The 20474-nt window shown below is 68.1% G+C and carries 20 protein-coding genes and 1 pseudogene; 3 read left to right on the top strand and 18 right to left on the bottom strand.

Features of this window, described 5'->3' with window-relative positions; genetic code table 11:
- The 12 genes from PARHAE_RS17285 to PARHAE_RS17235 form a co-directional block, all read right to left on the bottom strand.
- Nucleotides 1-186 (bottom strand): DUF6127 family protein (locus tag PARHAE_RS17285; protein WP_241232865.1); only part of this gene is annotated, 186 nt, incomplete at its 3' end.
- Nucleotides 187-205: 19 nt separating this feature from the next.
- On the bottom strand, nucleotides 206-1282 hold the full coding sequence (locus PARHAE_RS17280) for a DUF2793 domain-containing protein (RefSeq protein WP_126155806.1): 1077 nt from the start codon (nucleotides 1280-1282) through the stop codon (nucleotides 206-208).
- A 74-nt stretch (nucleotides 1283-1356) separates the two neighbouring features.
- Entirely contained in the window at nucleotides 1357-1737 is a 381-nt protein-coding gene (locus tag PARHAE_RS17275) for a hypothetical protein (RefSeq protein ID WP_164555302.1), read from the bottom strand.
- Between the two features lie 53 nt (nucleotides 1738-1790).
- The gene (locus tag PARHAE_RS17270) at nucleotides 1791-5756 is read right to left on the bottom strand and encodes a baseplate multidomain protein megatron (protein WP_126155805.1); all 3966 of its coding nucleotides are present in this window, start codon (nucleotides 5754-5756) and stop codon (nucleotides 1791-1793) included.
- A gap of 9 nt (nucleotides 5757-5765) precedes the next feature.
- Nucleotides 5766-6200, bottom strand: coding sequence for an NlpC/P60 family protein (locus PARHAE_RS17265; RefSeq protein WP_126155804.1), 435 nt, complete (start codon nucleotides 6198-6200; stop codon nucleotides 5766-5768).
- Entirely contained in the window at nucleotides 6197-7081 is an 885-nt protein-coding gene (locus PARHAE_RS17260) for a DUF2163 domain-containing protein (RefSeq protein ID WP_126155803.1), read from the bottom strand. Before PARHAE_RS17260 ends, PARHAE_RS17265 begins: the two co-directional genes overlap by 4 nt.
- Nucleotides 7078-7704, bottom strand: a complete 627-nt coding sequence (locus PARHAE_RS17255) for a DUF2460 domain-containing protein (protein ID WP_126155802.1) — start codon at nucleotides 7702-7704, stop codon at nucleotides 7078-7080. Before PARHAE_RS17255 ends, PARHAE_RS17260 begins: the two co-directional genes overlap by 4 nt.
- Nucleotides 7704-10121 carry a phage tail tape measure C-terminal domain-containing protein gene (locus PARHAE_RS17250; protein ID WP_126155801.1) on the bottom strand — a complete coding sequence of 806 codons (2418 nt, stop codon included), beginning with the start codon at nucleotides 10119-10121 and terminating at the stop codon, nucleotides 7704-7706. Before PARHAE_RS17250 ends, PARHAE_RS17255 begins: the two co-directional genes overlap by 1 nt.
- Nucleotides 10102-10242 carry a DUF7697 family protein gene (locus PARHAE_RS21780; RefSeq protein WP_164555301.1) on the bottom strand — a complete coding sequence of 47 codons (141 nt, stop codon included), beginning with the start codon at nucleotides 10240-10242 and terminating at the stop codon, nucleotides 10102-10104. The genes PARHAE_RS17250 and PARHAE_RS21780 overlap by 20 nt, the downstream gene beginning before the upstream one ends.
- Before the next feature lie 98 nt (nucleotides 10243-10340).
- Nucleotides 10341-10778: a hypothetical protein gene (locus PARHAE_RS17245; protein WP_126155800.1), complete on the bottom strand. Its 438-nt coding sequence runs from the start codon at nucleotides 10776-10778 to the stop codon at nucleotides 10341-10343.
- Nucleotides 10778-11719 (bottom strand): phage tail tube protein, encoded by a 942-nt coding sequence (locus PARHAE_RS17240; RefSeq protein ID WP_126155799.1) that lies wholly within the window; start codon nucleotides 11717-11719, stop codon nucleotides 10778-10780. The genes PARHAE_RS17245 and PARHAE_RS17240 overlap by 1 nt, the downstream gene beginning before the upstream one ends.
- A gap of 24 nt (nucleotides 11720-11743) precedes the next feature.
- On the bottom strand, nucleotides 11744-12163 hold the full coding sequence (locus PARHAE_RS17235; protein ID WP_126155798.1) for an acyl-CoA transferase: 420 nt from the start codon (nucleotides 12161-12163) through the stop codon (nucleotides 11744-11746).
- 170 nt (nucleotides 12164-12333) lie between these two features.
- Here PARHAE_RS17235 and PARHAE_RS17230 point away from each other — a divergent pair, with 170 nt between their 5' ends.
- Complete coding sequence (locus tag PARHAE_RS17230; protein WP_126155797.1) at nucleotides 12334-13155, top strand: chromate resistance protein ChrB domain-containing protein; 822 nt, start codon at nucleotides 12334-12336, stop codon at nucleotides 13153-13155.
- On the top strand, nucleotides 13155-14522 hold the full coding sequence (chrA, locus tag PARHAE_RS17225; protein ID WP_126155796.1) for a chromate efflux transporter: 1368 nt from the start codon (nucleotides 13155-13157) through the stop codon (nucleotides 14520-14522). Before PARHAE_RS17230 ends, chrA begins: the two co-directional genes overlap by 1 nt.
- A 23-nt stretch (nucleotides 14523-14545) precedes the next feature.
- On the opposite strand, the gene PARHAE_RS17220 is transcribed toward chrA, so the two are convergent.
- The 4 genes from PARHAE_RS17220 to PARHAE_RS17205 form a co-directional block, all read right to left on the bottom strand.
- Nucleotides 14546-15175, bottom strand: a complete 630-nt coding sequence (locus tag PARHAE_RS17220; RefSeq protein ID WP_126155795.1) for a DUF6441 family protein — start codon at nucleotides 15173-15175, stop codon at nucleotides 14546-14548.
- Nucleotides 15176-15180: 5 nt separating this feature from the next.
- Nucleotides 15181-15492, bottom strand: a complete 312-nt coding sequence (locus PARHAE_RS17215; protein ID WP_126155794.1) for a head-tail joining protein — start codon at nucleotides 15490-15492, stop codon at nucleotides 15181-15183.
- Nucleotides 15492-15827, bottom strand: a complete 336-nt coding sequence (locus tag PARHAE_RS17210) for a DUF2190 family protein (RefSeq protein ID WP_126155793.1) — start codon at nucleotides 15825-15827, stop codon at nucleotides 15492-15494. Before PARHAE_RS17210 ends, PARHAE_RS17215 begins: the two co-directional genes overlap by 1 nt.
- 80 nt (nucleotides 15828-15907) lie before the next feature.
- The gene (locus PARHAE_RS17205; RefSeq protein ID WP_420899419.1) at nucleotides 15908-17218 is read right to left on the bottom strand and encodes a prohead protease/major capsid protein fusion protein; all 1311 of its coding nucleotides are present in this window, start codon (nucleotides 17216-17218) and stop codon (nucleotides 15908-15910) included.
- Between PARHAE_RS17205 and PARHAE_RS17200 the strand changes: the two are divergent.
- Nucleotides 17208-19247 (top strand): annotated as a pseudogene (locus PARHAE_RS17200) (BPTD_3080 family restriction endonuclease); the annotation flags it as partial. The gene PARHAE_RS17205 and the pseudogene PARHAE_RS17200 overlap by 11 nt on opposite strands.
- A gap of 46 nt (nucleotides 19248-19293) precedes the next feature.
- Here the strand turns inward: PARHAE_RS17200 and PARHAE_RS17195 are convergent.
- On the bottom strand, nucleotides 19294-19680 hold the full coding sequence (locus tag PARHAE_RS17195) for a hypothetical protein (RefSeq protein WP_126155792.1): 387 nt from the start codon (nucleotides 19678-19680) through the stop codon (nucleotides 19294-19296).
- On the bottom strand, nucleotides 19677-19943 hold the full coding sequence (locus PARHAE_RS17190; RefSeq protein ID WP_126155791.1) for a DUF6429 family protein: 267 nt from the start codon (nucleotides 19941-19943) through the stop codon (nucleotides 19677-19679). Before PARHAE_RS17190 ends, PARHAE_RS17195 begins: the two co-directional genes overlap by 4 nt.
- Between the last annotated feature and the right edge of the window lie 531 nt (nucleotides 19944-20474).

The following is a 20474-nucleotide window of genomic DNA, read 5'->3' as shown; positions in this document are numbered from 1 at the left end:
GCGGCGTACCAGCCGGATGCAGTCCACCAGGGAGCGCAGATCGCGGATGTCAAGCGCGGCCTCGTCGCCGTCGAGACCGACATCGGCGAGCGCGCGCTTGGCGCCTTCCTCGGCGGCCCGCGTCAGGATCGCCTCGAACTCGGCATCGGGCATGCGCACGAAGCCCTCGGATCGGGGTGGGTTCATCGGATCCTCCTTCCGCCGCTCAGCCGACCTTGCAGCCCCAGAAGGACGTGTGATCGGCGGCGAAGTAGCCGTCTGCGACCCGGAAATACCCCTGCAGTTCGACGGTATCGCCTGCCGTCAGCGGCACCATTGTCTGAAGCCAGATGGCGGTGGCGAGCGAGACATGGGTGGCGGAGATTTCGCCGAGGGAGCCGCGGATTTCGGTGGTGCCGTTCAGCACGAGCCGCCCGCGCATGCGGGCCGTGGCGCTGGCGTTGATCTTGTAGAGCAGCGTCGCGCCGAAGAGGTAGGTCCCGTCCACGGGCGCCACGAAGTGGTTGTTCGCGGCGTCGAACGCGCCCTGATCGTTGTAGTCGGTGTTGTTGAGGGCGATCTTCGTCCAGGCCCCGAGGCCGACATAGTTGTCGTAATTGGTGTACGCCTTGAACCGCGGCAGTAGGGGCTGGTCGACGATGCCGGTGGCGTTGTCGACGCTGAGCCCGTCGACGAAGGTGCTGCCGTCGGCCGAAACCGCCAGCCGGAACCTGTCCGAGCCGAACAGGCCAACCAGCGCCTTGGTCACGAAGCCGGTCTGCAGCGTCAGCCCGAGATCGTCGCCCGCAGCCTCCTTGTTCATGGTGTAGAACAGATCGCCGGTGCCGCCCTCGACCACGGTCTTGGCGGTCCAGAGCGCGGCGTTCAGCTTGGCCGAGAACGGGTTCGACGCATCTGCTGTCGTGCCCAGCCCCAGGAGCGCGAGGTTCTGCAACGCGGCCGGTGTCGTCCCGACCCAGCCCACGCCGTCGTAGACCAGCAGAAGGCCCTCGTCCTCGACCCACGCCCGCCAGCCGGTGCGCGGTGTAAGGCGCAGCCACGCGCCGTCCGTCCAGATCGCCACGTTCAGATCCCAGCCCGCCCAGTCTCCCGTCGCGCCCGAGCCGACGATGTAACGGTCGCCGTCTGCGGGGCTTCCGGGCGGCGCGGTCAGGTTTCGGTCGAGGACCGAGAGCTGGACGAGCCCGTCGAGGATCCGCAGCGCCTCGTTGTGGGTGACGTGCTTCTGGGCCTGCGCTGCGAGGATGTAGGGCAGCAGGAGATGGGTCGTGGCGTCGGACATGGGCGGTCTCCAGAACGAAGAACGCCGCCTGCATGGCAGGCGGCGAACAGTGGCGCAGCGGTGGTACTGACGAGCTACCCGCGCTCGGGCGTCTTCCCCGGAATGGCCGACAGAACCGGGTCGGGCTTCGGCGCGTCCCACGTTGCGGTCATTGCGGCCCAGCGATCAATCTCGGCCCGGAAGGCCGGGTCGTCGATCCTCAGATGGAAGGTGTAGAGCCGATCCACGATCTCGCGCATCAGCGCGCGCATCTCGTCGTCGTCGATCCGCGAGACCTCGGACCACGGAATGCGGTTGCCGTCCGCGTCCACGACGATGACGTCGCTGCCGTCGCCTGTGCGCGAGGCAGGCACCTGACCCGCGGGGAGTGTCTCAAGCTGCGTGTTGCGCACGCAGGCCACGGCCATCACTCTGGCAAGATGGGCTGCAATCCTGTCTTCGTCCTCGGGGCGCATGTCCCAAGCCTACGACGTAGATCGCGCGCCGTGCCAGAACTCATTGCGCTACCTCAGAAGCTCAGCGTGACAGCCTTGGGCGCTCCCCGCCCGACAAGGGCGGAGAGCTGGTAGATGCGGACGTCGAGCGTGTCGCCGGGGCCGAGCGGCGCGCCCCAATCGGCGGTCTGGTCTGCGGCGGTGTAGACCGCGCTGGTGGTGGCGGTGCTCAGCACCCGCTTCACGGTGGCGCCGTCTAGGATCTCGACTTCGTAGGCTTCCAGCTCCTCGGCCAACGGCACCTCGAGCCCGCCCCAGCTGTCGGCCGCGAGAGCTCGGGACCGGCGTATCCAGCGGATCGTGAGATCGCCGGGCGTGCGCGGCGTACGCCACGGCTGCTCGACATGAGCGACGGAGAACGGCCGCAGCCCGATGCCCACCGGCGTGAAGGCTTGCGCGACATAGGTCTCGTCGCTGACCGGGCGGCTGGCCGGGCCGATGCGCCAGTTCCACGGGATGCCGTGATCGGCCTCGGCGATCGGCAGCGATGCGAGCGCGGTGTCCAGCACGACGACACGCGCGCCAGCAGGCGCCGGGTTGCCCATGGCACCCTCGGTGCCGCGCTGGCCCCGCAGGAGCCGGGTCAGACGATACCGGCCCGGCGCCAGAAGCTCGGCCGCGCCCGCCTGGACGATCTCCCAGACGCCGGGCGCGCTCTCGATGGCCAGCGCGTTCGCCCGGCCGAACAAGGTCAGGTCCGTGACGCTTTCCAGCGTGCCGGTCAGCAGATCGACCACCAGAGCATTGCCGAGATCGAAGCGCGAGGTGGGGCCCGGATAGAGGTCGGAGACCAGCACCCCGATCCGGGCGCGACTGCCGAACGTGGTCAGCAGCTCGAAGCCATCGGTCGAGGGGCTGCGGAACACCGCCATCTCGCCGGGCCAGGGTACGGCATTCGCCACGACAAACGGCCGATGCGCGGGCTGGTCCTCGGTCAGCTGCGGCAGATCCATCAGCACCGCATCCGGTGCGCCGAACACCACGGCGCGCGTCAGCGACGCCGCGCGGGGATCGCCGGGCGGCATGTCGTAGGTCGCCCGGTCCTGGCGCACCGCCTCGATGCCCCGCGCCTCGGCGTCGGCAATGGAGATGAGCCGCAGATCGACCAGCCGCCCGTCATGCTCCAGCCGGATCGCGTCGGCCGGATCCAGAGCGAGCCGCGACGGCGGCAGACGGAACGCTGCCGTCTCGCGCCCCACCCACGCCTCCATCAGCGCGCGACGGCAGCGGCGTTCGGCCTCCTCGGGCGGCACCGCCATCGGGAAGGACTCCGAAGCGATCCGCGTCGTGTCCACGGTGATGCGCCGCGCCTCGACGAGGGCCGCGTCGTAATCCTCGTCGGCGCGCGCGACCTGCCATTTCAGCGCCTGCGGCAGTTCCGTCTCCTGGCCGCGTGTCAGCTCCAGCACATCGCCCTCGCGGCCGGCCACAAGATCGTCGGGCGCAAGGGTGGCGACGGAGGCCCGCCCGCGCATGATGAAGCGGATCACGCCCTCGGTCTCGACCGCGTCGAAGCCGAAGTGGCGCGACAGCGTGGTGATCGAGGCGCGCGGGCTTTCCAGCGCCGTGATGGCGTAGCCCTCGACTGCGCCCCAGAGGCCCGAGACGTCGATGCGGTCCTCGGGCAGCCCCGCCCGTTTGCAAAGATGGCGGACCAGCGCAGCGAGCGACACCGCCCCGAGTCGTCCGGTCAGCCAGTGGCCGAGCCGCCAGTTCGCCCCGTCCGTCCAGACGTCGGTCAGCGCCGGGAAGAACGGATAGGGCCGTGCGTCCCAGGTCCAGGCGGCACATTCGGGGACATGCACCATCCGGCCGCCGTAGACCGAGGACACCGGGTTGTTCGCCGGGGCGCCCCACCAGAGATACGTTGCCTCAAGGTAAGCGCGCTGGATGGCGTCGTCGCGCCATCCCCGCGAGAAATGCGGCGTGAAACTCTCCGAGGATTTCGGGTCGAAGAAGACGTTCGGCTGGTTCGTGCCGCGGTCGATGGCCGGGCAGCCCAGCTCGGTGAACCAGATCGGCTTCGACTGCGGCGCCCACGCCGTCGGCGTTCCGCTCTCCACCCCGCCCAGGCGGTCGTAGTGGGCGTTCGACCACCAGGCGCGCAGATCCTTGTAGCGGAACACCCACGGCTTGGCCGCCGCGCCATCCGTGATCGGCGTCCGCACCTGCGCAGTTCGGTCGGCGGCGCTGGCGTAGAACCAGTCGAAGCCTTCTCCGCCCGCGATGTTCCCCTGCAGGTAGGCCCGGTCGTAGATCGCGGGCCAGCCCTCGGCCGCGTCCGCATGCTCGAACCCGTCCCGCCAGTCCGACAGCGGCATGTAGTTGTCGATCCCGACGAAATTGATCTCCGGATCGGCCCAGAGCGGATCGAGGTGGAAGAAGACATCGCCGCTTCCGTCGCCCGGCTGGTGCCCGAAATACTCCGACCAGTCGGCCGCATAGCCGATCCTGGTGCCGGACCCGAGGATCGAGCGCACATCCGCAAGGAGGTCCCGATAGGCCTGCACGGCCGGATAGGTGGCCGCGCCCGAACGGATCGTGGTCAGCCCCGGCATCTCGGTGCCGATCAGGAAGGCGTCAACCCCGCCCACCGCCGCGCAGAGATGGGCGTAGTGCAGCACCATGCGCCGAAGACCCCAGTCGCCCGATGGCCCGATCCAGCTGACGCTCTCGCCCGAGACGCTGAAGCTGCCGGGTGTGGCCGCTCCGAACAGCGCCGCGACCTGGCTTGCGGCCGCAGCGGTCTTGTCCACCGTCCCGGCGAACCCCGCTGCAGGCGAACAGGTGATCCGGCCGCGCCAGGGGAACGCAGGCTGGCCCACCTCGGCGGCATTGTCGGAATACGGGTTCGGCAGGCTGTTGCCGGGCGGCACGTCCATCAGCATGAATGGGTAGAAGGTGACGCGCAGCCCGCGTGCCCTCATCTCCTGGATCGCCTGCACCACGGCGAAGTCGGACGGCGTTCCGCCATAGACTGGGCGGTCCTGATCGTCGCGGCTGACCAGAAAGGCGCTGGCCCGGCTGACGCCGTTCACCGACCAGCTGGCGGGCGTGGTGGATTTGGCCGACACCTCGACGCCCGGGCGCACCTTGCAGGAGCCCGCGCGCAAATCGTCGCCGAACCACGCCACCACGAGGCTGACGCTCTCGACCGCAGGGGCCATCGCCTGCAGCCGGTCGAGTGCCTCCACCATGTCGGTGGAGTCGGCCAGCGCGTTCAGGTTCTCGGGCACCGTCGCGCCGCCGTCGGTCTTGCGGATCGCCTGTGTCGCGTAGGTGAACTCGCCCGAGGCCGGGATCATGGTGACGGCGCGGGTCAGCCCCTCGGCGGTGTCGGGATCGGCGAGCGGGCGGAAGACCTCGAAGGACAGCTGCGGCAGCCGGTTGCCATAGGTCGAGAGCGCTAGTTCCTCGAAGACCACATAGGCCGTGCCGCGATAGGCCGGCGTGCTGGCCGCGCCCATCTTCGCCGCGATGAACGGGTCCGCAGTCTGCGTCTCGTCGCCGGGATACCAGCGCCAGGTGACGCCGGAGAGGTCCATCGGCTTGCCGTCGGCCCAGATGCGGCCGATGCCGATGATCGGGCCCTCGCAAAGCGCCACGGCGAAGGAGGCGTAGTACAGATACTCGGTCGTCTTGACCTTGCCGCCCCCGCCACCCTTGCCGCCGCCCTGCGTTGTGGTCTTCGTCTCCTCGCGGAAATCGGTCGCCCAGATGATGTTGCCGCCCATGCGCATCCGGCCATAGAGCCGCGGAATCACCGCGCCCTCGGTGGCCGAGGTAATGCGCAGCGTGTCGAGCCGCGCACCCTCGATGCGTTGCGTCGGCGCCAGCGACGAGATGATCCAGCTGTCGACCACCGAGCCGATGCTCGAGCCGATGAAGCCGCCGATGGTGGCGGCGCTGACGCCGAGGATCGCGCCGCCGATGCTGCCGCCAATGGCGGCGCCGGCTGCGCCGAGGACAAGCGTGGCCATGTCGGGGTCTCAGCGTTGCGGGAACAGGAAGGCGAAGGCAATGCGCCGCCGCCAGGATGGAGTGAGCGGCTCCTCGATCACGCCCAACCGCTCATAGGCGTGGAGGAAGCTGTCGGGCCCGGTCAGGATCCCGACATGCTTTGCGATGGCGCGGGGCTTCATGCGGAAGAGGACCAGCGCGCCGGGACCGACCTCGGCGGGCGACACCTCGATCATCATGCGCCGCGCGCCCTCGGCCAGAACTTCGCGCGGACCGGTCTCGCCCCAGTCGCGGCTGTAGGGCGGGATCGGGAACGGCTCGGGGTCGACGGCCTCGCGCCAGACGCCCCGGGCCAGGCCGAGGCAGTCGCAGCCGACGCCGCGCAGGCTCGCCTGGTCGTGATAAGGCGTGCCGAGCCAGGAGCGTGCGACGGCGATGACGCGTGCGGGGTCAGCGGAGATCACAACACCGAACCCCCATGCCCGCCGTCCTTGGTGGCATAGCGCAGCACGGCGTCCTGACCGGGGATGTGCGGGAAGCCGCGGAAGTTGGCGGTGTTGGCGAACTTCGCCCCGCAGGTCTCCATGCGCTTGTCGCAGCCCGCGCGGATGGTGAAGGCGTCGCCCTCGGCGATCGCGCGCACTGGCGCTTCGAGCAGGGTCAGAACAGCGATGCCGTCCGTCACGTCATGGCCCAGCACTTCCGCGCGACGCCCCGCATTCGTGCCGCTGGTCCATTCGATTATCCCGAAGGTGAACCAGCCGACCACGAACCCGCCGAGCCCCGATGCGGTGAAGGCGCGGTCGCGCAGAAGGTCGATCACCGCACCGGTGCCCTTGTAGGTTGGATCCTCCAGATCGACCTCACAGCGCGCATCGCCGAGCACGGCGTCGCAGGTCGCCTGGAACGTCCGCCCGACCGTCTGGCCCAATACATGCGCGAGCGATCGCACCTCGGCGACGAAGGCCAGCCGCCCGCGCCGGATCTGGCCGATGGCCCCGCGCCTCATCAGCACGCGCTGGCCGGTGTCGGCCCAATTCACCCGCCAGACCTCGACCGCCGCGTTGTCCCAGCGGCCGTCGAGGATGTCGGTCTCGGTGATCCGGTCGGAGGTCAGCACGCCCTCGGCATCCTGTGCATCGACCGACAGGTCTGACCCCGAGCGCACCTCGGACGCCGTGAGCCCGCTCTCTGGCTCGAAGTCGGTGCCGTCGAAGCTGAGCGTCCGGTCGTGGTCGGTGAAGCCGAAACTCGAGCCATCGGCGCGCGCGATCCGCCAGCACCAGGCGAGCGTCGTCGTGCCATCTTCGAGATGGGCCTGCAGGGCGGGCGAGAAGGTCTTCATCGGCGCAGTTCCAGAAGCGGAATGGAGGTGATCGAGCCGAGCCTCTCGAGGTCGAGCGTCACGTCGAGCACGTCGGTGTCGAAGCGGACGGGCACGTCGAACTCGAACCCCGCGGTGATGGCGCCGCCCGATCCCGGCGCGGTGCTGAAGGTGACCACGCCGGTCGTGGTGTCGACCGACCAGCCGGAGAGCTGCTCGACGCCCGCCAGCGCGATGCGCACGGTCCCGGCGGCCGGCTTGGCGATGGCGCGCGACCAGGACTGCGCCCCCGAGGCGTAACGCTTCACCAACTGGAAGGCGGTCGCCGCGCCGTCGCCGGTGCCGATCGCCTGATCGGTGGGCGACGGTGTGCCTGATGGCAGGCAGGACTTGTGGTCGCCCCAATCCTTGAAGCGGAAACCATGCAGGCGGCCATTGCGCGCCTCGAAGAAGGCAACCACCGCCGCCAGATCGTCAGCGCGGCGGATGCCGTAGGCGACATCGTAGCGGCGGCGGCTGTTCGCCCAGCTGGCGTTGCGTTCCTCGTCACCCGAGGCAAGCTCGACGATCTGCGTGCGCCTTTGGGGCCCGCCCCGCGCGCCCCGGCTGATGTTGTCGGGAAAGCGGACCTCGTGAAACGCCATCACATGCCCCTCCGCCCGAGCGACACCGCGCGGGCGATGTCGGCCGCGACCTGCGTGCGCGACTGCCGGAAGCTTTCGGCGTCGCGGGCCATGATGGTGACGTTGACCCCGGCGCCTGCGCCGTAGCTCTGCGCCTCGCGGCGCGACAGCACGCGCTCGCCGCGCTGCAGGATTGCGGGCACCTCGTCGTGGCGAAGTCCGGCCATGCCGCCGCCATGCATGCGCGGCGCGGCGGCGAAGGCCATGGCCGGGACCATACGGGACGGCCCAGCCGAGCCGACCATGCCGCCCGCATGCAGGACGTTGGCGAAGATGCCGCCCGCCCCTGAGAACACGCCGGAGAGCGCGTTTGCGATCGGCCCGAGGATGAAGCGTCGGGCGGCGAGCTGGGCGAGATCGGCCAGCAGCGAAGTGACGAGGTCGCGGAAGTTCAGCTTGCCGGTCTTCACGAACTGGCCCACCGCGTTCTCGGCCGACTGGAAGGCGCCGACGAGGCTCTGGCCGATGTCGCCGCCGATCTCGCGCGCCTTGCTGGCGTAGTCCGACAGCGCCGCCGTGACCGCCTGCCAGCCGGTGACGGCAGCCTCAGTCGCGGGCTCCGCTGCCGCAGCGGCAGCTCCGGCCGCCGCACCTGCATCCGTCGCGGCGCGCCCGGCATCGCCGAGCGCCGTCTCGAGCCGCTCGGCCGCGCCGGTGGCCTCGGTCAGCGCATCGGCTCCATCCTCATCGGTGCCGCGCACCGCATTGCGCAGCGCCTGCCAGCTTTCGAGCTGGGCGCGGGCCCCTTCGGCAAGATCGCGCGCCGCACCACGATAGAGGTTCGCGGACTCGAGCGCGCGGGTTGCCGCCTCGGTCAGGCCGAGATCGGGCGCGGTCAGCGGATTGTCCTCGAAGGCCCGGTCGAAGGCCGCCTGTGCCGCTGTCGTGGCAGCACTGGCCGCGCCCTCGAAGCGGTTCTCGATCTCGCCGAGGTCGAGGTCGGGCACCAGCGAGATGCGGCGCTCCGACCCGAGGGCTTCGAGCCCCTGATTGATGCCGCCGATGAAGCCGTTGATGCGCGAGACCACACCGTTCAGCATCGCCTCGACGCCGTCGACGAGGCTGTTGGCCGCCTGGAACGCCAGATCGCCGATGGCGGCGGGCAGCAGACCCCAGATCGCCTTGATCGCCTCGTAGGCCCCCTCGAACGTGTTCACGGCGGTGTTGCCGAAACCGACGACGCTCTCGATGGCGCTCTGCATGCCCGAAGCGGCGTCGGCCTTCAGGTCGAAGAACATCGCCGTGGCCGCAGCGCCCGCCGCAGCCGCGCCCATCCTGATCCGCTCCCAGACCTCGACGGCAAGGTCCTTCAGGAGCGACATCGCTTCGCCAAACCCGCCCGCACCGGAGACGAGGCGTGTGAACTGGTAGACGAGCTCGCCCGCGCCGACGATCAGCGCCCCGATGCCGGTGCGGATCAGCGCGCCGCGCAGCACGACGAGCGCCGTGGCGAGGCCGCGCACGGAGAGCGCCGCAGCGGCCATGCCAGCCACCCATCGGCCCGCGAGGAAGGCCGCGAAGGTGGCGGCATAGGTGGTCAGGCGACCGATGTTGTCGAAAAGCCCGCGGATCGCGATGCCGAGCGGCCCGGTGCGGCTGGCGACCGCAGCCATGGCGTTGGCGACGGCTTCCAGCGCGGGGGCCGCGGCGACCGCGAGCTGGTTCGACAGCCCGCGCCAGATCAGCCCGAGCTGAGAGATCGCATCGTTCGTGCGCTCGATCTGGTCGGCGTCCTGCTCTGAGACAACCACCCCGAAAGCGAGCACGTCCTCCGTCGCCTGGCGCAGCGTCGCGGTGTCGATCCGCGACATGGCGATGGAGCCTTCCTCGCCGAAGAGCTGGCCCGCGACCGCCGCGCGCTCGGCGGCAGGCACGAAGCTCTCGATCGCCGCGTTGATGGCGCCGACGCGCTGGTCCAGCGGCAGAGCGATCAGGTCGTTGGCGGAAAGCCCCAGCCGGTCGAGCGCGTCGGCAGCGGGGCCGGTCCCGGCGGCCGCCTGACTGAGACGGCGCGTCAGATCCTTGGTGGCCTGTTCGATGCCGGACATGGAGACGCCCGCCAGCTCGCCCGCGCGCTCCAGCGTCTGGATCGAGGCGACGGTGGTGCCGAGCGACTGCGCCAGTTTCGCCTGCGCATCCACCGTCTGCAGGCCGGAGCGCACCATGGCCACACCAGCGGCGGCGGCGGCGGCAACCGCCGCTGCGGCGGCCACGCGCACCCGTCGCGAGAAGGCTGCGAGCCGGGCGTTGGCCGCTTCCATCTCCCGGCTGAGCCGTCCGAAGCCGCGCGCGCCAGCCTCGCCCACGCCTTCCAGTTCGGCGCGCACCTGCCGTCCGCCCACGGCGGCGAGGCGGACGCTAACTCGTTTTTCCGCCATGGGAGTGATCCATCTGTTCGTTGAGTTTGGCGACCATCACCGCTTCGATGACGGGCAATAGTTCGGCCATGGCGATCGGCGGCACGCCGAGGGCGTCACCGAGCGCCAGCGCGGCGGACATGTCCCAGCCGATCACTATGCCGGGCAGGACACGCAGCTGGCCGCCGAGACGACCGACCAGGTCCCAAACCTGCCAGCCCTCCGGCGTTTCCGGACGGTTCAGCCGCGCCGGGCAGTCCGGGCAGGCTTGCGTGCAGGCTTGGCAGTAGCGCTCGCCCCCGCCGAAGTACCATTCGGCGAGAGCGCGGAGCCGTTTTTTTCCTGCTCCAGCAGCAGGCCCTTGGAGACGTAGGTCAGCTGGAAAGCCTCGAAGATCGGCCAGACATCGAGCAGCGCGTCGACGGCCTCGGGGCTCGGGTCGATGGGCTTGCCGTCTGCATCGCCGATGCCCTCCCAGGCGAGCACCGCCCGCCGCGCCAGCGCCTTGGCGAAGGCGACAGCGCGCTCTTCGTCGGAGGCGTCCTCGGGCACCGCCTCCACTACGGGGTCGCTGCGGGTCGCCACCATCAGAGCGGTGGTCAGCGGGCGCAACTGCACCCGAACGCCGGGGGCGAGGTCATGCCAGCGCGGGGACTTGGTCAGGTCGAGAGTCAGCATCAATACGTCTCCACATCGTTCACGAGGGTGGCGGTGCACATCCGGCCGACGACGCTGTCGCGCGCCGCCTGCCAGTCGAAGGTCGCCTGAACGCCCTGCGGTCCGGAGATCTCGATGCGCGGGCGCGGCAGGTAGACGGCGTGCACGGTGAAGGTGAAGCTTTCGCCCGAGGGCAGGACGTAGGCGAATTCCATCTCGCAGGCCTCGCCGTTGATGGCCTGCGTCACCAGCGTCTGGTCGGCGAAGCGCACCTCGATCCGGCCGGTCAGCGCGGCGATGGACGGGTCCGCTCCGTCGATGCGCCCGTCCGAGCGGATCGTCTCGATCCGGTCGAGATTGTTGGCATAGGTGATTTCAGCCGAGACCACGTTGCCGAGTGCGGTGCCATTGCGGGTGATCGCCCCGTTGAAATGGCCGAAGCGCTTCAGCTCCAGCGCGGCCGGTGTTCCCGCGCTCGTCGTGGTCCCGACCGTCTCGCCCTGCGCGACCAGCCGTGCCGTTGCGGTCAGCAAGCCCGAGCGCTGCATCTGCCAGCTGATCTGGTCGAGCACGCAGCCGGAATACATGGCGTAGCGCGGCACCTCGGGCATGCCGGTCTCGATAGACATGCTGGGCAGCGTCCAGGACCCCGACTGGAACTCGTGGCTGTATGGCGCTTCCACGCCCGTGGTCGTCGGCGCACCGAACGCCGCCTTCAGCCAGAACCCGAAGGCCTCGGCGTCGAGCGGCACGACGACATCGCCGTCCGCCGTGACCGCGTCCTTGATCGGCGCCAGCGGATCGCGGCCGTAGCCGAGCAGCTCCGAGTTCAGCAGCGGCTGCTCGGCGCCGAGCGACGTGCTGGCGAAGGGCATGCGGGTGAAGCCGCTGGCGGGCGGCGTTCCATAGGTCGTCTCGAACGCAAGCGCCATCAGCGCCCGCGCCCCCTGGGCTCGTGCCATGGTGTTCTCCTCGGGTTGTCGGGATCAGCCGAGCGGATCGGCCGTGGAATAGTGCAGGATCACCGGGATCACGGCGGCCTTCAGGCTGGCCGCGCCCTCGACTGGCAGATCGACCGGGCGCGGGGCTTCCGCCTCGACCCAGTCGCAGAGCCCGCCGAGCGTGCGGTCGGCGGCGAGCGCCGCGCCGATGCTGGCGGTCAACGTGTCGAAGGCGGCGTCACGGGCTGCGCCCTGCACGACCGCCTCGATATCGACCCGGTGCTGGTAGTGGTAGGCGAGCGGCGACAGCGTCACCTCGGGCTCGCCCGGTTCGCCGTCGCGCAGGATCAGCAGGCCCTCGGCCGGCACACGCTCGGGCAGGACGTCACCGCGCAGGGCGGTCGAGGGCAGCGCCGAAAGCCGCGCGTGCAGTGCGGCGAGGATGGTTTCGCGTGGGGTGGGCATGGAGGGTCTCTTCGATGTCCGAAGCGCCCGAACATGGGCAGCTTGACCTTTGCAATTCTTGACAGTTTCAGAGCACTTCCGGTAACTGGACCCATGGGGATTGCGAGCTCCCCACGAGGCGCCAGCTGAAGATCGCGTTCCTGTTCAACCCCGGCGACGGAGGAACGCACATGCCTGCGCCCAATGCCATTTCGTTCGACAAGCTCACCCGCATCATCGGAACCCCCCGCGCACCGCTTTTGCTCGACGTGCGGTCCGAGGAAGATTTCGCCGCCGATCCACGATTGCTCCCAGGTTCTGTCCGGATCGACGACCAGGCGCTCGCCGCCCTCGCGCCTCAGCTCGGCGGCCAGCCGTCGATCGCCGTCTGTCAGGCCGGTCACCGGCGCAGTCAGGGCACCGCCGCCTGGCTTCGCGCCGAGGGCTGCGCCTCGGAGTATCTCGAGGGTGGGTTCGAGGCCTGGCGCTCCGCCGGACTGCCGCTGATCGATCCCGCGAAGTTGCCCGCGCGCGACGCGCAGGGGCGCACCATCTGGGTCACGCGCGCGCGCCCCAAGATCGACCGCATCGCGTGTCCCTGGCTGATCCGGCGCTTTCTCGATCCCCGCGCGATCATCCTGTTCGTGGCGCCCGCCGAGGTGGTGGGCGTGGCAGAACGTTACAACGCGTCGCCCTTCGACATCGAAGGCGTGTTTTGGAGCCACAGGGGCGACCTTTGCACCTTCGACGTGATGCTGGCCGAGTTCGGCCTGAGCATTCCCGCGCTCGACCGGCTCGCGACAATCGTGCGCGGCGCCGATACCGCCCGGCTCGACCTTGCGCCCGAGGCCGCTGGGCTGCTTGCCGCGTCGCTCGGCCTGTCGCGGATGTATTCCGACGATCTGGAGCAGCTGGAGGCCGGGATGCTGCTCTACGACGCCTTCTTCCGCTGGGCGCGGGACGCCACCGACGAGACCCACAACTGGCCCACCAACAAGCCGAAGGCAGACTGATGCAGGACCGCGCGTACCCCACGCTGGCTGCGGCCACCCGCATCTGGGCCCGCATCGGCCTGTTGAGCTTCGGCGGTCCGGCCGGGCAGATCGCGCTCATGCACCGTATCCTCGTCGAGGAGCAGCGCTGGCTCGGCGAGAAGCGGTTCCTGCACGCGCTCAACTACTGCATGCTGTTGCCGGGTCCGGAAGCGATGCAGCTCGCCGTGTACATCGGTTGGCTGATGCATCGCACGCTCGGCGGCATCATCGCGGGCGTCCTGTTCGTGCTGCCCGGCGTCGTGGCGATCATGGCACTCAGCTGGATCTACGCGCTCTACGGCAATGTCGGACCGGTCGAGGCGCTTTTCTTCGGGCTCAAAGCCGCGGTGCTGGCCATCGTGGTGCAGGCGGTCATCCGCATCGGATCGCGCGCGCTGAAGAACGGTGCGATGGTCGCCATCGCCGCGGCCTCGTTCGTGGCGATCTTCGGCTTTGCCATTCCGTTCCCGCTCATCATCCTCGTGGCTGGCCTGATCGGGTTCTTCGGCGCGCGGGCGGGCTTGCCAGCATTCCATGGCGGCGGCGGACACGGCAAGGTCGGCAAGGTCCAGGTCGACGACGCCGATACGCTGCTGGGCGAGGAATCGCCTGATCACACGCAGGTCAACCGGGGTTGGGCGTTTCGCATCTCTGGGGTGTTCCTCGCGCTCTGGCTGGCGCCGGTTGGACTGTTGTTCGCGGTACTTGGGCCAGAGAACGTGTTTTCGCAGATCGCGGGCTTCTTCAGCGTCATGGCCGTGGTGACCTTCGGCGGCGCGTATGCGGTGCTGGCCTATGTCGCACAGGAGGCGGTGCAGAACTACGGCTGGCTTGCTCCCGGTGAGATGCTGGACGGGCTCGGGATGGCGGAGACCACGCCCGGCCCGCTGATCATGGTGACGCAATTCGTGGGCTTCATGGGTGCCTTCCGCGAGGCGAGCGGCCTGTCGCCCCTGATGGCGGCAACGCTCGGCGGGCTGCTGACGACGTGGGTGACCTTCGTTCCCTGCTTCCTGTGGATCTTCCTCGGCGCGCCCTTCATCGAGCGTCTGCGCGACAACGCGGTGCTGACCGCCGCCCTGACCGCCATCACCGCGGCCGTGGTGGGCGTCATCCTGAACCTCGCCGTCTGGTTCGGTCTGCACGTCGTCTTCGACGAGGTGCGGACGCTTACAGCATACGGCCTCGATCTCGATGTGCCCGTCTGGTCCACGGTGAACCTGGCGGCTGCGGCGCTGGTGCTTGCCGCGCTCGTGGCTGTCTTCCGCTTCCGGCTGGGCGCCGTGACGGTCCTTGCGGGCTGTGCGCTTGCCGGTGTCGCGCTGGCGTTTGTGGGCCTGACCTGAGGCTGCTCTTGTTCAAGCGCTGATCATAGCTTCGCCTCCACCCAATTCGCCACGATCAGCCCCGGCACGCTGTCCAATGCCCGGTCTGCATCCCGTGCCAGGTCCAGACGCTTCGGCAGCTTGACCTGCGGCACGAGCAGGAAGATCGGCGCGGTGACCTTGCCGCGCCCGGTCTTCGAGCGCGACACCACCGCCTGGCCCTTCGTGTTCAGCCGCCCCTCCGCCACCAGCAGGCTCGGGCCGGTGCGGCGATAGACGAAGCGCAGGCGCAACCCGCGTCGCCGTTCCCACTCGCCGGGCGTGATCCGGCCGCCGCGCAGGGACTTGCCCGCCGCAGGCAGCGGGATCGCCAGCCAGAACCCGTTCTTCGAGCGGATCAGCGGCCCAGTGTCATGGGCGCCGACGATGACCGGGGCCTTCGACCAGACCAGTGCTGCCGCGTCCAGGCTCTCGCCTGACTTCGGGAAGTTCTGGCTCCGGATCGAGTTGGCGAGCCGGGGCCCGAGCCCCGCGCCGGTGATCTGCAGCCGCCACGCTGACTTCAACCCGATCCCGGCCTCGCGCATGGCGGCCGTCACCGCGCGTTCGCCCGCCGCGACCTCCGCCGCCATCATCGCGACGATGTCGGGATCGATGTCGAGCTTCAGTTTCATCGGGGTCACGCCGGGCGCAGGTCGATGGTCCAGACGAGCCGCTCGCGGTCGCGAACCGGCTCTCCCTGGATGAGGAAGGCGTCCCCGTCGATCTCGATCCTGTCGCCGGGACGCGGTGTCGGCACCTCAGCCACGCGCAGGTCAATGCGGGTGGTCTCGGACCAGAGCCGCGCGTCGCCGAAATCGCTGATCGCATCGGCACGCCGGTCGACGAGGCGCACCAGGACGGGCGCGCCGCCGTCGGCGATGTAGATCGCATCCCGGCCGATGTTCGGATCGGCGAAGAGCGCGCCGACGGCGGCGGCGAAGGCGCTCATCAGAACGCCGCGTTCAGGCGCACCCGGCCGATGGTGTCGCCCGCGCCGCTCGCCACCGCCTCGACGGCCACGCCGACAAGAGTGTTGTCGGTCGCGACGGTCGTGCAGCGCTTGTTCGTGTCGTCCCAATAGACCTCCGCGCCGACGGTCCAGGCCTGGGAGCCGACCTTGGTGATGTCGAAGACGCCGACGAGCGCGGTCTCGACGGGTTCGGCGATGGCGGCGTCCCCGGCGGCAATGCCGAAGATGGAGCCGACGAGCAGGCCATCGCCCGAGGCGACGGCATAGGGCGCGGTCAGGGTGATGGTGTTGCCGGGCTGGACGTAGTTTTTCATGGGGATGATCCTCGTGGAAAGACGAAGGGCGGCCCGATTGGACCGCCCGCGTGTCAGGGTTCAGCATGTTGGGGCGCAGGTTACGCGCCCGGGTTCTTGTAGAGACCCCGCCAGTCGATGGCCTTGGCGCCGAAGTCGAGGCGGCACTTGATCTCGACGCCGTCGACGTCGAAGCCGTTGCGGGTCTCGATGTAGGCGCCCTGCTGCCCCTCGAGATAGGCGTACTCGATGGTGTCGATCTGGTTCGGGCTGGCCGCCAGATACCAGGCGGTCTCGCTGGCGGCGTCGAGACGGGGCTCGCTGATCGGCGCGAGGGTGCGGATCGACTGCGGCACCACGCTGGAGGTCGCGGCGGGCACCAGGTTCTGGGCGACCAGCTGCTCGGCCTTCAGCTCCAGCGAGGCCGGCACGATCAGGAAAGCAGGGCGGACGTTCAGCACCGTCTTCTTGTCGAGGCCGGTCTGCTTGGCCATCGCCGCCCGCGCCGCACCGACGCTGCCTACATCGAGCGCCGCGCCGGTGCCCGCGAGGTTCTTGTGCGTGGTGTGGAACAGCGCGTTGCCGTCGGCCATCGCCGGGTTGGCGGTGATGATGCCCCAGACCACGTCCGACTCCAGCTGGGCGATGGAGTTGCCGTACATCGCCGGGATGCGGGTGAAGGCGTCGAGATCGTCGTTGATCAGCGTCTGGCGGGTGATCGCGACCACCCGGCCGTAGGTCTTGACCTTGTAGCTCTCCTTCGACTCCCCAAGCGTGCCGCGCTTGAACTCGCCGCTCTCGCCCACTTCCAGAAGCTGCGGCGCCTCGCCGAGCTGGACCCGGTGCATGGACTTGAAGTCGGTCGCCAGCACCTGGCGGCAGAAGAGCGCGAAAGTGCGGGGATAGGCGTCATAGGCCTGCCGCAGGGTCTTGTTGGTCACGGCCGACAGGATCTCGGGAAAGTCCGAGGTCGAGTGCAGCGCCCGCGTCGCCACCTCGTCGCGCGACAGGCCGCGCGTGTTGACCCCGGCATTGCCGAGGCTTTCGCGGGCCAGTTCCAAGAGCGTCATGCCGCGGTACTGGCGAGCGGCATCCTCCAGCGGAAACAGCGTCGGGCTGTAGCGGTGCAAGAGCGCGTTTGCCACGGCGTCGCGGCGGGTGATCCGCTCGTCCCGGCCGCCGAGGGGGACCGAGACATGCGGGAATGTCCGGGTCTCGTCGGATTTCGCTGCGACCTGGTCGAGGATCAGGCGGCGGGACTCGTCGACGCTGACGCCGCGCTTGACCAGATCCTCGGCGAAGCTGCGCTCGAGGTTCAGGCGACCGGTCAGATCGTAAATGGTGGAGACGCGGTCGCGTTCGGCCTCGCGGGCACGGGTTGCGACGGCCTCGGTGTCGGGCGGCAAGGACATCATCGTCATCAACGACGAGGCGCACCACGCCTACCGCAAGCCGCCCGAGGTGAAGATCAGCAAGAAGCATGCCGAAGAGCATGGCATCGACTTGGATGAAGCGACGCGCTGGATCGAGGGTCTGGACCGCATCCACAAGACCCGGCGCATCCAGCGCTGCTTCGACCTCTCGGCCACGCCTTTCGCGCCGACCGGCAAGAAGAGCACCGATACCGCGCTGTTCGACTGGATCATCTCGGATTTCGGCTTGAACGACGCGATCGAGGCCGGGCTGGTCAAGACGCCGCGCGTCGTGGTCCGCGACGATGCTGTCCCGGACGCCAAGACATTGCGCTCGAAACTCTACCACATCTACCGCGACCCGACCGTTTCCGAAGACCTGAACCGCAAGGCCGAAGCGTATGAGGCGCTGCCAAAACTGGTCCAGGACGCCTATACGCTGCTCGGCGCCGACTGGCGGGAAACCCGGGCGCAATGGCAGGAGGCCGGGCATCATTCCCCGCCGGTCATGCTGACGGTCTGCAACCGCACCGAAACCGCAGCCCGCATAGAGACCTATTTCAACAAGGGCGATGCGCACTGGCCCGAATTGCACGCACCGACCCGAACGCTCCGGGTCGATTCCAAGGTGCTGGAGAAGGCCGAGATCGGCGAGACCGCGACCTCCGACAAGGATTACGAGGCGCGGCTGAAGGCAATCATCGACGCTGCAACCATCCCCGAGACCCGCCGCCAGCAGTTCCGCGGCCTGAAGAAGGAAGAACTGCTGCGTGAGATCGTGGACAACGTCGGGAAGCGAGGAGCGGCCGGACAGGATCTGCAGAACGTCATATCGGTTGCGATGCTGTCGGAGGGGTGGGACGCCAAGAACGTCACGCACATCATGGGCCTCCGGGCGTTCACCTCCCAGCTGCTCTGTGAACAGGTCGTCGGGCGCGGATTGCGTCGGGTGTCCTATGACACGGACGAGAATGGTCTGTTCCTGCCCGAATACGTCAACGTTTTCGGTGTGCCGCTTTCCATTTCGGAAACAGGCGAAGGCGGGGAAGCGCCGCCGCCTCCGAAGCCGACCACCCAGATTGAAGTCCTGCCCGAGCGGGCTCATCTGGAACTTCGCTGGCCGAACGTGCTGCGGGTTGAAACGGTCGTGAGACCGCAGCTGACCATGGACTGGGGCAAGGTTGCGCCGCTCGTGCTCGACCCTGCCAGCACGCCAATCAGCGCGGAAATGGCTCCTGCGCTCGGCGGCGCGACCGATATGGGCAAGGTGACAGCCATCGACCTCGAGAAGCTGCCAGACGGCTTCCGTCTGCAACGTCTTGTCTTTCAGGCAGCACGAAAGGCCTTCGCCGAACTCAGCCACGGTTTCTCGGGTAGCCACGAGTATCTCGCGGCGCAGCTGGTCAGGATCGTCGAGACGTTCCTCAACTCCGACCGCCTCGACATCCCGTCGCTGTTCCACTCCGACCCGCTTCGGCGGCGGATTCTGATCGCGCTCAACATCGACCTTGTCGTTCAGCATGTGTTGAGCAACGTCACCGAGCAGAACACGGAACGCCTGACGCCGGTCTTCGACGAGGAAAATCCCATCGGCGCCACCGGCCAGATGCGGACCTGGTACACCACCAAGCCGTGCTTTCCGACCACCAAGTCGCACATCAGCCACCTGGTCGGCGATTCGTCCTGGGAGGGACATGCCGCGAACATCTTCGAGAAGCGCGACGACGTCATCGCCTATGCCAAGAACGATCACCTCGGGTTCCAGATCTACTACATGTGGGCCGGTTCACGACGCCGATATGTTCCGGATTTCCTCGTGCGCCTTGCCAGCGGCACCATTCTGGCGCTTGAGATCAAGGGCACCGACAGCCCCCAGAACAAGGCCAAGCGGGACGCGTTGAACGAGTGGGTGAAAGCCGTTAACGCGGCGGGCGGCTTCGGCCACTGGGCATGGGATGTCGCGTTCAAGCCCGCGGAAATTCAGGACATTGTCACGAAGCACTCAGCCGTTGCGGAACCCGTTGCATAATGGGATCCGGCGACCATCCGTCGAAGCCTGACCTGACCGCGAATGGCTATCTCGGCAGCTTGGCTTCCCCGCCGGTGATGGTCGCAAGGAAGGCATCATCCACCTGCGGCTCGTCCCATCGTTCGGCGAGGGTCAGCCAGCGGTCGAGGTGGTCGCGGAACCCCGGATCGTCAGCCTTGAGGTAAAAGGTGTAGAGCCGGTCGACGATCTGTCGCATCAGGCTTCGCATCTGGTCGTCGTCGAGATGTGACGCGTCAGACCATGGAAACTTGCGGCCGTCGGCATCGGTGATGAACACGTCCGAATAGTCTCCAGTGTGTGTGACCGGGACAGTCCCCGCGTGCAATTCCTCGATCCCCGTGTTGCGCACACAGATCATCGCCATCAGTTTCGCCAGCCGGGCAGCGATGCGCTCCTCGTCAGCCGGCTTCATGGTTCGGACCTCTTAAGATCGTTCGACCGAGGCTTCACGAACAACTCGACGAGAGCCGCTTCGGCTCGCGCCAGTCCATCTTCTGTCAGGGCGAGCGATTTCGCCTTGCCGATGGGATCGTGGATCAGCCCCTTGGCGTGTAGCCGGTCGGTGATCGACCAGTCGATCCCTTTCCAGACGCGATTGCCGTCATGCAGCGTCAGGCTGAGGATCGCCAGCGCCGCGTCGTCGAGCTTGTCGGTGTCGAGTTCCGGTTTCGCCATTTATTCCCTCCTTCACCGAAAGGATGCCGTCGTTCCCGAAAATTCTCAATGGCGGTATGGATTTGCGCGGCTGGAGGGGGAAGGAACGGGTTAGATTTCTGGTCCTTTCCACAAACGCCACTGGCATCGAAGTGTTCAGGTGGCGAGAGGAACTGTCCCTATATTTTCAACTGGTTACGGGCTCTACACCGAATGCGCGCAGTCGAGAGGTCCGGAGAATATCTCGCTGCAGAGAACGTGTCTGGCCGCTTTGGAGAGGACGCGGGTGCAAAGCCAACTGCGCATAACCCTCGAAAACAACGAGAAAATCCGGCCGTAGCCGGATCGGGAGAACGCTTTCGCAGGGGCAAGTGGCGGAGGGAGTGCCCTTCCAACTGGACCGTCTCCTGTGACCCTTGAGGATGCTCCGGCAGGATTACGAGTCTTACGGACTTCTAGGGTCTGTGGGGATTCACACTCGGAGGCTGATGTGATTCATAGTCAGGATGGATCGCAATGTTCTGACGGATGCCCAATGGGCGAAGATTGAGC

This window comes from Paracoccus haematequi, from assembly GCF_900631945.1.
Lineage (GTDB): Bacteria > Pseudomonadota > Alphaproteobacteria > Rhodobacterales > Rhodobacteraceae > Paracoccus > Paracoccus haematequi_A.
This window is presented reverse-complemented; position numbering and strand designations above follow the sequence as displayed.

Coding starts and splice junctions, on each gene's coding strand:
- PARHAE_RS17250 (WP_126155801.1), bottom strand. CDS start 10,121: ATGGCGGAAAAACGAGTTAGCGTCCGCCTCGCCGCCGTGGGCGGACGG.
- PARHAE_RS17230 (WP_126155797.1), top strand. CDS start 12,334: ATGCCTGCGCCCAATGCCATTTCGTTCGACAAGCTCACCCGCATCATC.
- PARHAE_RS17240 (WP_126155799.1), bottom strand. CDS start 11,719: ATGGCACGAGCCCAGGGGGCGCGGGCGCTGATGGCGCTTGCGTTCGAG.
- PARHAE_RS17190 (WP_126155791.1), bottom strand. CDS start 19,943: ATGGCGAAACCGGAACTCGACACCGACAAGCTCGACGACGCGGCGCTG.
- chrA (WP_126155796.1), top strand. CDS start 13,155: ATGCAGGACCGCGCGTACCCCACGCTGGCTGCGGCCACCCGCATCTGG.
- PARHAE_RS17255 (WP_126155802.1), bottom strand. CDS start 7,704: ATGGCGTTTCACGAGGTCCGCTTTCCCGACAACATCAGCCGGGGCGCG.
- PARHAE_RS17260 (WP_126155803.1), bottom strand. CDS start 7,081: ATGAAGACCTTCTCGCCCGCCCTGCAGGCCCATCTCGAAGATGGCACG.
- PARHAE_RS17275 (WP_164555302.1), bottom strand. CDS start 1,737: ATGCGCCCCGAGGACGAAGACAGGATTGCAGCCCATCTTGCCAGAGTG.
- PARHAE_RS17245 (WP_126155800.1), bottom strand. CDS start 10,778: ATGCTGACTCTCGACCTGACCAAGTCCCCGCGCTGGCATGACCTCGCC.
- PARHAE_RS17270 (WP_126155805.1), bottom strand. CDS start 5,756: ATGGCCACGCTTGTCCTCGGCGCAGCCGGCGCCGCCATTGGCGGCAGC.
- PARHAE_RS17215 (WP_126155794.1), bottom strand. CDS start 15,492: ATGAGCGCCTTCGCCGCCGCCGTCGGCGCGCTCTTCGCCGATCCGAAC.
- PARHAE_RS17235 (WP_126155798.1), bottom strand. CDS start 12,163: ATGCCCACCCCACGCGAAACCATCCTCGCCGCACTGCACGCGCGGCTT.
- PARHAE_RS17205 (WP_420899419.1), bottom strand. CDS start 17,218: ATGTCCTTGCCGCCCGACACCGAGGCCGTCGCAACCCGTGCCCGCGAG.
- PARHAE_RS17210 (WP_126155793.1), bottom strand. CDS start 15,827: ATGAAAAACTACGTCCAGCCCGGCAACACCATCACCCTGACCGCGCCC.
- PARHAE_RS17280 (WP_126155806.1), bottom strand. CDS start 1,282: ATGTCCGACGCCACGACCCATCTCCTGCTGCCCTACATCCTCGCAGCG.
- PARHAE_RS17195 (WP_126155792.1), bottom strand. CDS start 19,680: ATGAAGCCGGCTGACGAGGAGCGCATCGCTGCCCGGCTGGCGAAACTG.
- PARHAE_RS17220 (WP_126155795.1), bottom strand. CDS start 15,175: ATGAAACTGAAGCTCGACATCGATCCCGACATCGTCGCGATGATGGCG.
- PARHAE_RS21780 (WP_164555301.1), bottom strand. CDS start 10,242: ATGTCCGCCGCGCTGGCGCTCGGTGACGCCCTCGGCGTGCCGCCGATC.